The 11892-nt window shown below is 63.7% G+C and carries 12 protein-coding genes; 1 reads left to right on the top strand and 11 read right to left on the bottom strand.

Annotated elements, in window-relative coordinates; genetic code table 11:
* Nucleotides 1-2 precede the first annotated feature (2 nt).
* The 11 genes from P1K30_RS05765 to P1K30_RS05715 all read right to left on the bottom strand — a co-directional run bounded on the left by P1K30_RS05765 (nucleotide 3) and on the right by P1K30_RS05715 (nucleotide 9352).
* A complete protein-coding gene (locus P1K30_RS05765; RefSeq protein ID WP_275631740.1) occupies nucleotides 3-776 on the bottom strand; it encodes a TIGR02186 family protein in 774 nt (257 codons plus the stop codon).
* A 4-nt stretch (nucleotides 777-780) separates the two neighbouring features.
* Entirely contained in the window at nucleotides 781-1695 is a 915-nt protein-coding gene (locus P1K30_RS05760) for a sulfite exporter TauE/SafE family protein (RefSeq protein ID WP_275631739.1), read from the bottom strand.
* 103 nt (nucleotides 1696-1798) lie between these two features.
* Nucleotides 1799-2608, bottom strand: coding sequence for a purine-nucleoside phosphorylase (locus tag P1K30_RS05755; protein ID WP_275631738.1), 810 nt, complete (start codon nucleotides 2606-2608; stop codon nucleotides 1799-1801).
* Nucleotides 2609-2662: 54 nt separating this feature from the next.
* Nucleotides 2663-3628, bottom strand: coding sequence for an ABC transporter permease (locus P1K30_RS05750; protein WP_275631737.1), 966 nt, complete (start codon nucleotides 3626-3628; stop codon nucleotides 2663-2665).
* 3 nt (nucleotides 3629-3631) lie between these two features.
* The gene (locus tag P1K30_RS05745; RefSeq protein ID WP_275631736.1) at nucleotides 3632-4723 is read right to left on the bottom strand and encodes an ABC transporter permease; all 1092 of its coding nucleotides are present in this window, start codon (nucleotides 4721-4723) and stop codon (nucleotides 3632-3634) included.
* Nucleotides 4724-4763: 40 nt separating this feature from the next.
* Nucleotides 4764-4898, bottom strand: coding sequence for a hypothetical protein (locus tag P1K30_RS05740; RefSeq protein ID WP_275631735.1), 135 nt, complete (start codon nucleotides 4896-4898; stop codon nucleotides 4764-4766).
* A 57-nt stretch (nucleotides 4899-4955) separates the two neighbouring features.
* Nucleotides 4956-6578, bottom strand: a complete 1623-nt coding sequence (locus P1K30_RS05735) for an ABC transporter ATP-binding protein (RefSeq protein WP_275631734.1) — start codon at nucleotides 6576-6578, stop codon at nucleotides 4956-4958.
* A 2-nt stretch (nucleotides 6579-6580) separates the two neighbouring features.
* Nucleotides 6581-7579 (bottom strand): BMP family lipoprotein, encoded by a 999-nt coding sequence (locus tag P1K30_RS05730; RefSeq protein WP_275631733.1) that lies wholly within the window; start codon nucleotides 7577-7579, stop codon nucleotides 6581-6583.
* Between the two features lie 162 nt (nucleotides 7580-7741).
* The gene (locus P1K30_RS05725; RefSeq protein WP_275631732.1) at nucleotides 7742-8161 is read right to left on the bottom strand and encodes a GNAT family N-acetyltransferase; all 420 of its coding nucleotides are present in this window, start codon (nucleotides 8159-8161) and stop codon (nucleotides 7742-7744) included.
* Complete coding sequence (gene tsaB, locus P1K30_RS05720; RefSeq protein ID WP_275631731.1) at nucleotides 8158-8802, bottom strand: tRNA (adenosine(37)-N6)-threonylcarbamoyltransferase complex dimerization subunit type 1 TsaB; 645 nt, start codon at nucleotides 8800-8802, stop codon at nucleotides 8158-8160. The genes P1K30_RS05725 and tsaB overlap by 4 nt, the downstream gene beginning before the upstream one ends.
* Nucleotides 8795-9352 carry a NifU family protein gene (locus P1K30_RS05715; protein ID WP_275631730.1) on the bottom strand — a complete coding sequence of 186 codons (558 nt, stop codon included), beginning with the start codon at nucleotides 9350-9352 and terminating at the stop codon, nucleotides 8795-8797. Before P1K30_RS05715 ends, tsaB begins: the two co-directional genes overlap by 8 nt.
* A gap of 226 nt (nucleotides 9353-9578) precedes the next feature.
* Here P1K30_RS05715 and P1K30_RS05710 point away from each other — a divergent pair, with 226 nt between their 5' ends.
* Complete coding sequence (locus P1K30_RS05710) at nucleotides 9579-11882, top strand: M10 family metallopeptidase C-terminal domain-containing protein (protein WP_275631729.1); 2304 nt, start codon at nucleotides 9579-9581, stop codon at nucleotides 11880-11882.
* Nucleotides 11883-11892: the final 10 nt, after the last annotated feature.

The following is an 11892-nucleotide window of genomic DNA, read 5'->3' as shown; positions in this document are numbered from 1 at the left end:
CGCTAGCTGCGGATATAGCGGAACACGGCCGACGCCAGCCAGCCGGACGCGATGGCCAGCGCAATGGACAGCAGCCCGTAAAGCAGCGCGTGGTTCTGTGCCAGAACGTACAGCCAACGCTCCAGCCCAACCTTCTGCACGTAGATCACCGTTTCATAGGCATCCAGCACGTTGCCGCCACGGGTCAGGAAGATCCGCGCCGTGTAGTTGCCTTCGTGCAGGTTCGCCGGAAGCCCGATCGAGGTGCGGAACAGCGTCTCTTCGGAAACCTCGACGGTGCCTTCGTGCAGTTGGTACAGGTCCGACCGTTCGCGTATCCGCATCAGCGCCGCTGTGAACTGGCTGGCATCCGCAACCGTCGCCGGGGCGCCGACAGAGCGGATCGCCCGGCCAAGCGACACCTTGTGGCGCAGGTCCTCGACATTGGACAGCACATCGTAGAACGGGCCAGAGGTCGCGACGGCGTAGAAGCTCGGGGCCCGGTCGACCTCGACCGCGTCGGTGTTCACCCAGATGCCCGCCACGCGCTCCTTCCGCCAGACCGTCAGCGGAACCGACGGCCCGGCGACGGCCACCAGAACCTCTAGCGGCGGGGCATCGTCGGGCACCGGCTGGAACCGTTTGACCGCGCCGAAGATCAAGATCTCGGACCCTTCGAAGCTTGCCGTGATCGACACGCGGTTCTGGCTCATGCCGGCGACGACGGTCTCATCCGCGCGTGCGGATGGGGTCAGCACCGGCACCAGAAGCAGCAGCAGGAGAAGAGCGACGCGCATCGTCTCAGTCCTCCCGCACCGGTGCGACCGAGTACAGCTCGGACGGTTCAAGCAGCAGGTCCAGCGCCAGCTTGACGCACACCGCCAGCACCAGCAGGGCCAGCAGGATGCGCAACTGCTCGCCGCGCAGGTAGACGGCGATCCGGGTACCGATCTGGGCCCCGATCACGCCACCGACGATCAGGACCAGCGCCAGCATCATGTCGACGGAGTAGTTCGCCATCGCGTGCATCAGGGTGGTCGCCCCGGACACGAAGATGATCTGGAACAGCGACGTGCCGACGACGACCTTGGTTGGCATCCCAAGAAGATAGATCATCGCGGGCACCATGATGAACCCGCCGCCCACGCCCATGATCGCGGCCAGCACGCCGACCAGTAATCCGACCAGCAGGGGCGGGATCACCGAGATATACAGCCCCGAGGTTCGGAACTTCATCTTGAAGGGCAGGTTGTGGACCCAGTTGTGCTTCTTGCGCTTCGGCAGCTTGCCCGACCGGGTCTTCAGCAGGGCATTTAGGCTTTCGACGAACATCAGCGCGCCGATGATCCCAAGGAACACCACGTAGAACAGCGTCACCAGCAGGTCGACCTGCCCGAGGGTGCGCAGATAGGCGAACACCTGTACCCCGGCGGCAGAGCCGACAAGGCCCCCGGCCAGCAGGACGCAGCCCATGCGCATGTCGACGGTCTTGCGTTTCAGGTGCGCGAGCAGACCGGAAAAGGACGAGGCGACGATCTGGTTCGCCCCGGTCGCCACCGCAACGGCGGGCGGGATGCCGGTGAAGAACAGCAGCGGGGTCAGAAGAAAACCGCCACCGACGCCGAACATGCCGGACAACAGCCCCACGATGCCGCCCAACCCCAAAAGGAGGAAGGCATTTACCGATACCTCGGCGATGGGGAGGTAGATCTGCATGGGCACCCAATGGGTTCGGCGGGTGCTTGTTTAATGACCCGATTGCAGAGCCCTAGTCAAACACCCGCCCATACAATTTTGCGCGTGCGGCATATCCGTCCGGTTATGTCGATGCCTTCGTCCGCAGATAGCCACGCAGGATGCGTTCCAGCTTCGCCGCGCCCAGCGGGGCCATCGCCTTGGTATGTTCGTGGCTGATCGCCTCGTCGCTCATCCCGGCGGCCATGTTGGTGATGGTCGAGATCGCTGCGACCTTCAGCCCGAGGAACCGTGCAAGGATCACCTCTGGCACGGTGGACATGCCAACCGCGTCGGCGCCAAGGATGCGGATCGCCTTGATCTCGGCCGGGGTCTCGAAGGACGGGCCGGAATACCACGCATAGACGCCAGCCTTCAGGTCGATCCCCTCGGCCGTGGCCGATGTGGCAAGCGCGGCGCGCATCTCGGGGTCATAGGCGTCTTTCATCGGCACGAAACGCGCGTCGGTCGGCTCGCCGATCAGCGGGTTCAGGCCCGAAAAGTTGATGTGGTCCGACAGCAGCATCAGGTCGCCCGGCGGAATGTCCGGCCGCATGGACCCGGCGGCGTTGGTCAGGATCAGCCCGCCGGCGCCCAGTTCCTTCAGAACCTCCAGCGGCAGGCGCATCGCATCGCCGCGCCCGCTTTCATAGTAATGCGCCCGCCCGCCGAACACGGCGACGCGGCAGCCTTCAAGGTCGCCCACGACCAGCTTCGGGTTGTGCCCGCTGACGCCCGCGTGCGGGAAACCGGGCAGGTCGGTGTAGTCGATGGCAACGCCGTCCACCGCCTCGGCGAGGTGGCCCAGCCCCGACCCCAGCACAAGGCCGAAAGCGGGCGGGGCATCCCCGGCGCGGTCGCGGATCAGCGCCGCAAGGGTTTGCGGATCACTCATGGTCACAATACTCCGTTCGTGGGATGGGGGTTTCCCCCCATCATGCGCCTGCTGCTACCGTTCCTTGACGTATGGCTGCCCGCCGGCGCGGGGCGGGATCGCCTTGCCGACGAAGCCGGCAAGGATCACCACGGTCAGGATATACGGCAGCGCCTGCATAAACTGCGTCGGGATGTTCACGCCCAGCAGCTCGATGTTCTGGAACCGGTTGCCGATGGCGTCAAGGAAGCCGAACAGCAGGCAGGCCCCCAGCGCGTACCACGGCCGCCACTTGGCGAAGATCAGTGCCGCCAGCGCGATATAGCCGCGCCCCGCGCTCATCTCTTTGACGAAGCCCGCCGCAAGGCCGGTGGCCAGATAGGCCCCGCCGATGCCGCACAGCACGCCCGCGATGACGATCGCGCCATAGCGCAGCCGCGTGACCGAGATCCCGGCGGTGTCCACCGATTCCGGGTTCTCGCCCACGGCGCGCAGGTGCAGGCCGAAACGGGTGCGGTACAGCACCCACCACGTCAGCGCGACAGTGGCGAAAGCGCCGTAGACAAGGAAGGTGTGGCCCGAGATCAGGCCGGAATAAATTGGGCCGATCACGGGCACGTCGGCCATCGCCTCGGCGCCCGGCAGGGTGATCGGCTGGAACCGCCCGGAGTCCGGAAGCTGGGGCGTCCGTCCGCCCAGTCCGAACCAGCTTTCCCCGATCACCACGGTCAGCCCCGAGGCAAGGAAGTTCAGCGCGACGCCCGAAATCAGCTGATTGCCGCGGAAGGTGATCGAAGCGATGCCATGCACAAGCGACAGCGCCAGCGACGCGCCGATGCCGGCTAGAAGCCCGATCCAGACCGACCCAGAGGCTGCCGCCATCCCGGCCGAGAAGAACGCGGAAATCAGCAGCTTGCCTTCAAGCCCGATGTCGATGATGCCCGAGCGTTCCGAGAACAGGCCGGCAAGGCACACGAACAACAGCGGCGTCGCGGCTCGTAGCGTCGCGGTGAGGATCGGGATGATGGTTGCCCAGTCCATAAGTTACGCCCCCGCCTTCTGGTATTTTGCAAAGAACTTCTCGAACGGGCGCCGGATCATGTTGTCCAGCGCGCCGGTGAACAGGATCACTAGCGCCTGGATCACCAGGATCATCTCGCGGCTGACGGCGGGGATCTCGAACTCCAGCTCGCCCCCGCCTTGGTACAGCATCCCGAACAGCAGGCCCGCAAGGAACACGCCCAGCGGGTGGTTGCGCCCCATCAGGGCCACCGCGATGCCGACGAACCCGGCGCCCTGCACCGGGTCGATCACAAGGCGCTCGGCCTCGCCCATCACTGCATTGACGCCCATCAGACCCGCCAGCCCGCCCGAGATCAGCATCGTGATCATCGTGATCTTCACCGGGTTGATACCGGCGTAGACAGCGGCTTGCTCCGACTGGCCGAACGCGCGGATCTGGTAGCCGAGGCGCGTGCGCCAGATCAGCAGGTAGACCAGCACGCAGCACAGGACGGCGACGAAGAAGGTGACATTCATCGGGGCTGACCGTGAAAAGCCCAGCCACGAGAACATCTCGTACCCGTTGGGCAGGTGCGTGCCTTCGGGGAAACGTGCGGTTTCGGGGGCCATGCCGCCCGCCGGTTTCAGCACGTTCACCAGCAAATAGACCAGCAGCGCCGAGGCGATGAAGTTGAACATGATCGTGGTGATCACGATGTGGCTGCCACGTTTGGCCTGCAGGTAGGCCGGGATCGCGGCCCACGCGGCGCCGAACAGCGCCCCGGCGACGATCGCCGCGGGCAGCGCCAACAGCCAGTGGGGCCACGGCACCGCCAGACACATCAGCGCCACGCCAAGGCTGCCAAGCGCGGCCTGACCTTCGCCGCCGATGTTGAAGAACCGCGCCTGATAGGCGACGGCGACGGCAAGGCCGGTGAAGATGAAGTTGGTGGCATAGTACAGCGTGTAGCCCCAGCCATAGGCCGAGCCGACAGCGCCGTTCACCATGATCGAGATCGCCTCGAACGGGTTTTCGCCGATGTACAGAATGACCAGCCCCGACACGACCAGCGCCAGCAGCAGATTGATCAGCGGAATCAGGGCAATATCTACCCAGGCGGGGATCTTGGTCATTGCGCCGCCCCCATGTGGTTCGGGGTCGGCGGGGTCGCGATCAGGCCGCCAGCATCATCACGAAGGCGCTTGCGATCGTGACCGAACCGGCTGCCAGTACAGACAGGACCGCCTTTCGCGTACCGCGCGGCGGCACGTCCAGGGTTAGCGCGGTGAGGTCGTCGTGCGAGCGCATGATGTATCTCCTTCTCCGGAGATATGGTTCGCATAACCGCGTTAACAAATACTTTCATCAGGTGACTTTCCCCTGCGTCTGGGCGAGGTTCGCCTCGACCTCGTCTACGGTCACGGGCTTGGACGTATCGGTGATCCCAGCCATCAACAGGCCCAGTTCTCGTTCGTCGGTCTCGGACGGAAGCCGTTCGCCCATGACCTTGCCATCGAACATCACCGCGATGCGGTCCGACAACGACATGATCTCGTCCAGTTCGACCGACACCAGCAGCACGGCCTTACCCTGATCGCGCAGGGCGACGATCTGGTTGTGAATGAACTCGATGGCGCCGATATCGACGCCGCGCGTCGGTTGTCCGACCAGCAAAAGGTCGGGGTTCTGCTCGATCTCGCGCGCGCAAACGATCTTCTGCTGGTTGCCGCCGGAGAACGACTTGGCCGGCAGGTTCGGGTTCGGCGGGCGCACGTCGAAGCGGTCCATCTTGGCCTGCGTCTCGGCCCGGATCGCGGCGTTGTCCATCAGAACGGCGTTCTTCTGGTACGCCGCGTCATGGTGATAGCCGAAGATGGTGTTCTCCCACGCGAAGAACTCCATGATCAGGCCAAGGTGCTGACGGTCCTCCGGCACATGCGCGATCCCGCGCGCGCGCCGCGACTGGCCGTCGGATTTCGCGCCGGTCAAGTCGATCTCTTCGCCGTTCATTCGGACCGTGCCCGTCGCAGCCGAGATCCCGCCCAGAACCTCTAGCAGTTCGGACTGCCCGTTCCCGGCGACCCCGGCGATGCCAAGGATCTCGCCCGCGCGCACGTCCAGCGAAACACCCTTCAGCCGCTCGACGCCGTCCGCATCTACGACGCGAAGGTTCTCGACCTCCAGCACCTTGCGGCCCGGTTCGGCTGGTTTCTTGTCGACGCGCAGCAGGACTTTACGGCCCACCATCAGCTCTGCCAGCTCTTCGGGGTCGGTGTCCGCCGTCTTGACTGTTGCGGTCATCTCGCCGCGCCGCATGACGCTGACGGTATCGGTGATTTCCATGATCTCGCGCAGCTTGTGCGTGATCAGGATGATCGTCTTGCCCTGCGCCCGAAGCCCTTCGAGGATGCGGAACAGGTGGTCCGCCTCGGCCGGTGTCAGCACGCCGGTGGGTTCGTCCAGGATCAGGATGTCGGCCTGCCGGTACAGCGCCTTCAGGATCTCGACCCGCTGCTGCATCCCGACGCCGATCTCTTCGATCAGCGCATCGGGGTCGACCGAAAGCTCGTACTCCTCGGCAAGCCGCTTCAGCTCGCTTCGCGCCTTGGAGACGGACGTCTTCAACAGGGCGCTGTCTTCGGCGCCGAGAATGACATTCTCAAGCACCGTGAAATTCTGCACCAGCTTGAAATGCTGGAAAACCATGCCGATCCCGGCCGCGATCGCCTGCTGGGGTTCGCGGATTTCGGTCTTCTTGCCGTTGACCCAGATCTCGCCGCTGTCGGCTTGGTAGAAACCGTAGATGATCGACATCAGCGTGGACTTGCCTGCGCCGTTCTCGCCGATAATGCCGTGGATCGTACCGGGCATGACCCGGATCGAAATGTCCTTGTTCGCCTGAACTGGCCCGAATGCCTTCGAGATGCCCTTCAGTTCAATGGCAGGGGCGGCCTGTTCAGGCCGCCCCGTATCTTGCGTCACGCTCATTCTCAGAAGGTCAGAGCCGGGCAGCTGTCGTCCGAGGTGTAATCGTGCACCTCGATGTCGCCCGCGATGATACCGGCCTTGGCTTCTTCCACGGCAGTGGTGATCTCGTCGGTGATCAGTTCCTCGTTGAACTCGTCGACGGCATAGCCGACGCCTTCGGACTCGAGGTTAAGAACCGTGACGCCGGGCTCGAAGCCGTCGAGGCCTTCCGAGAACACCTCGTACACGGCGTTGTCCACGCGCTTCAGCATCGAGGTCAGGACCGACCCGGGGTGCATGAAGTTCTGGTTCGAGTCGACGCCGATCGAGAACACGCCTTCGTCGGCCGCAGCCTGAAGGATGCCCACGCCAGTGCCGCCAGCCGCGGCATAGATCACGTCGGCGCCTTGGCTGACCTGAGCCTTCGCCAGTTCGCCGCCCTTCACCGGGTCGTTCCACGCGGTCGGCGTGGTGCCGGTCATCGAGGAAATCACGGTCGCGTCGGGGTTGGCCGCCATCACGCCCTGGGCGTAGCCGCAGGCGAATTTGCGGATCAGCGGAACGTCCATGCCGCCGACGAAGCCGACGGTGCCGGATTCCGATTTCAGGCCAGCGATCATGCCGACAAGGAAGCTGCCTTCATGTTCCGAGAACACGATCGACTTCACGTTCGGCTGATCGACGACCGAGTCGACGATGGCGAACATGGTGTCGGGGTAATCGGGCGCGACCACTTCCAGAGTCGAGGCGTTGGCGAAGCCAAGCACGACGATCGGGTTCGCGCCGCGCTCGGCCATGCGGCGCATGTTCTGTTCGCGCTGCGCCTCGGACTGCAGTTCGGTCTCGAGATACTCGCCGCCGGTCTCCTCGACCCAGCGAGAGGCACCGTTGAAAGCACTTTCGTTGAACGATTTGTCGAACTTGCCGCCAAGGTCGATGATCAGGCCGGGCTCGGCCATCGCCGCCGCGGCGCTGACGGCGAACACGGCGCCGGCGCTCAGAAAGCTCTTGAGAAGGGTCATTCAGTTCTCCCAGTTGGCTGTCGGGTTCCGACCTCGGACGTCACCCGTTTGCAGGACATTTTCCCACGATACAGGGATTTAGTTCAAAGCCAAATGGGACGGTCAACCGCAATTTAACCAAACGGTCATGTTTCGCGCGGGAAGACCCACGGTCAGGGGGTCCTACGCTGCGGAAAGTGCCTTTTGCATGACCACAGCGTCAACGCGGGTGCCGTCGGGGCGGCGGTAATATCCCTTGCGGCGCCCGACGTCGACATAGCCGCAGGCGGCATAAAGCCCGCGTGCCGCCGCGTTGTCTTCGGCGACCTCCAGAAACACGGTTTCGGCGCCGCGTCTCAATGCTTCGGCGTGGAAATCTTCCATCAGATTGCGTCCACTTCCCCGCCGCCGTGCGTCGGGATCGACCGCAAGCGTCAAAAGCTCTGCTTCCCCGGCCAGCGCACGGCCCAAGGCGAACCCGTGCGGGGCGGCACACAGGAACACCGACTCGGTCGCCAGCAGGGACGCGAATTCGGGTTCCGTGAACGGGCGGGGGGTAACGAAGCAGCGGCCGTGCAGCGCCGCCAAAGCGGCGGGCGTCACGGCAGAATCGCCGGCGGTGCTTCGCGCGGGGGGGCGGCGTCGGCCTGCCGCAGGTACAGCGGGGCGGGACGTTCAAGACCGTCCAAAGACCGGACAGCTGCAATGCGGGCGATCGCGGATGCCGGGGTGAACCGGGCGGCTTGCACTGTGCCACCGATGCGCGCTGCGACGGCCTCTGCGCCACTGCCGACGCAGGGCAGGCCCCCAAGCCCATCGGGCAGATCGTCAACGTCCGCCATCACCGGCGCACTGTCGCCCCGGCCATGCACTTGCAGGAACACCTTGCCGCGCCGCGCGTCGAGACAGGCGACCAGCGGACCCTCGGCCCCCAGCGCAAGCGCATCCAGCACAGACACGCCGAAGGCGGGGATCTTCAGCGCCAACGCCAGCCCTCGCGCGGCGGAAACGGACAACCGGATGCCGGTGAAGTTACCGGGGCCGATGCCCACGCCGATCCGGTCCAGCGCCGCCCAGTCGGCGCCGCCCTCGGCCAGGACGTCGTCCAGCATCGGCATCAGGCGTTCGGCCTGACCCTTGCCCATCTCTTCGTGCCGCTCGGCCAGCACGCGGTCACCCCGCAGCAAAACGGCCGCGCAATGCGCGGCCGATGTGTCGAAGCCAAGAACCAGCGGGTCAGGCAACCGGGCGCACCTCGGTCACTTCGGGAATGTAGTGCCGCAGCAGGTTCTCGATCCCCATCTTCAGCGTCAGGGTCGAGGACGGGCAACCGGCACAGGCGCCCTGCATGTGAAGGTATACCACGCCGCGCTCGAACCCGTGGAATGTGATGTCGCCACCATCCTGCGCCACGGCGGGACGCACGCGGGTGTCCAGCAGTTCCTTGATCTGGCCGACGATCTCGCCGTCGGGGCCGTCATGTTCGGCATGAGCCGCGCCCGCGCCGTCGCCTTCGATGGTGGCGTCGCCGGACTGGAAGTGTTCCATGATCGCGCCAAGGATCGCCGGTTTGACATGTTCCCACGCCACCGTCTCGGCTTTGGTCACGGTCACGAAGTCGGACCCAAGGAACACCCCGGTCACGCCCTCTACGCCGAACACGCGGCGCGCCAGCGGCGATTTCTCTGCCGTGTCGGCCGACGGAAAGTCGGCGGTCCCGCTGTCCAGCACGGTCTGGCCGGGCAGAAACTTCAGCGTCGCGGGGTTCGGGGTCGATTCGGTCTGGATGAACATGGCGTGCTCCCTATCAGACCCCCGATATGCGGTTTCGCGACCGAAGCGTCAAGGTTTGGAATGATTCTAAGGAGTGATCAACCTAAGGGACACATAACTCGTGAAGGTAAAAGTCTCTACAGGTGTATTTTGCGCCTGCGGCGAACCATTCATTGCCAGAAGGCCATGAGCCAATAGTCTTCACCTGAGTTTTCAAGTCGAGAGAATATAATTTTACGGAGGTAAAATGACGAAGGTCATTGTGTTTGGCGATCCGACGGGCTGGGGTGTCTACGGTTACGTGCCAGAAGCCGATTATACATATACGATTTCGGAAGAAGCATTGTATTTCAACACTGGTCCGAATGGTTTCAGTGCAGCGGAAGGCGGTTTCGTTTTTCGCGCAAGACCTGAAGGCGGTGGGGCCGAATACCTTGCTTATTCACAAGGCGGAGCGGTTAGCCAGATCCTTTACGCTTCTGACGGCGGCGGTATCGCGAACCCTAACCTCTTTGTCGAGTTTGCCGGCGAGACCGTATATCGCGAGGGCCTCGGCAACGATCTGTCGATCACGCAAGGCAGTGGTGCCCCCATTCGCTTGTTTGATACTGCATCTGACTATCAGGTCATCGGCGACAGCCTCTATGTCCTGACTGGGGGCGATCTGGTACGCGTTCGGGATGACCTGAGCACCGAAGTGGTGGCGGATCCCGGCGAAGGACCGACGACGTTGTCGTCCATCGCTTACTATTTCGAGTTTCAGGGCGACGTGTGGATCCGTGGTGGAGGATACTTCGAGAACGATTTCTTTCGATATGATACCGATACCGGTGTTCTGACCGAAATGAACATCGCCGAGAACTCTGGTGGTGACTCGCTCTATTTCTATACCTCCGGTGCGGGTGACAACTTGATGTATGGTTGGATCAATCCCAATCCCTATGATTACGGACTAGAGCCGTTTGTTTCCGACGGAACAGATAGCAGTTGGTCGCGGATCAAAGACATCTATCCTGGCAGTCAGTCGTCCTACTACTCAACGGCCTATGTCGATGATGTGGCAACTCTCGGAGACCTTCTGATATTCGCCGCCACTCCTGGCGGTGCAGAAGGAGACGAACTTTGGGTCACCGATGGTACTGAAGTTGGCACGATGGCACTCAGCGGGGCGGGAACACCAGCAGGCGCGCTGTCTTTCGGATTCGGGATCGATCCATACATTGTCGGAGATCAGGCGTACTTTATTGCCTACCGCGCCGACATTGGGCGGGAATTGTTTGTCACCGACGGGACAATTGCTGGGACGCGTCTGGTTGAAGATTTCAACCCGGGCACCGGGAACGCATCAGTAGAGTTTCTCGGCCAAATGGACGGCTATCTGATCTTCTCGTCGCGGAATCTGGACGGTACCGCAATCTGGAAGACCGATGGGATAACGGTCGAGATGATCACCGACCCGAACCCAGAAGAATACCCCCTGAACAACGAGGTCGCCTCGCTTGGCATCTTCGACCTCGATCCGGCGAACATCCCGGTCGAGCCGATCATCGGAACCTCCGGCGATGACGACCTGACCGGCACGCTTTTGTTCGAACGGTTCGAGGGTAAGGTCGGCAACGACACGATGGCGGGGGGCGAGGGGGACGATACCCTGATCGGGAGCGCCGGGATGGACGTGCTGCACGGCCAGGGCGGAAACGACGACCTGTACGGCGGTTACGACGATGACGAGATGAACGGCAACGCCGGCAACGACTTTCTGTTCGGCGGCGTCGGGCAGGACACCATGGTCGGCGGCGGCGGCCACGATGACATGAGCGGCGGGCTGGGCCACGATTCAATGCAGGGCGGGTCCGGCAACGACGTGATGTTTGGCGACGCCGGGAACGACTCGATGCACGGCGGGTCCGGCAAGGACCAGGTGTTCGGCGGCTCGGGCGATGACGTCCTGTCCGGCGCATCGGGCACCGACGTCGTGTTCGGCGGGCTGGGCGACGACACGATTTCCGGCGGCGGCGGGGCCGACAGCGTTCTTGGCGGCGACGGCAAGGACGTGGCCTATGGCGATGCGGGGAATGACACGCTGTCCGGCGACGCGGGCACTGACACCCTTGACGGCGGATCCGGCGACGACCTGGTTCATGGGGACGGCGGTGCCGACCTGCTGCTGGGCGGGATCGGCAACGACACCCTTATCGGCGGACCGGGCAACGACACGATCATCGGCGGTGAAGGCATCGACCAGATGTCGGGAGAGGGCGGGGCGGACGTGTTCGTTTTCCAGACCGTTGCCGACAGCCCGGTCGGTACGCCCGACGCGATCATGGACTTCGAACCGGGGTCGGATGTCATCGACCTGTCGGACCTTGTCCCGGGCCTGCTGACGGCGCGTATCGGGGCATCCTTCACCGGCACCGCGCCCGAGCTTCGCACGCAAGAGGTCGGCGGCTCGACGGTGGTCCGGATCGACGTGGACGGCAACGGCAGCAGCGACATGCGGATCATTCTCGACGGAACCACCGGAGTGACCGAGACCGACTTCCTGCTGTAACGCCTTCGGG

The organism is Psychromarinibacter halotolerans (assembly GCF_029168315.1).
GTDB lineage: Bacteria > Pseudomonadota > Alphaproteobacteria > Rhodobacterales > Rhodobacteraceae > Psychromarinibacter > Psychromarinibacter halotolerans.
This window is presented reverse-complemented; position numbering and strand designations above follow the sequence as displayed.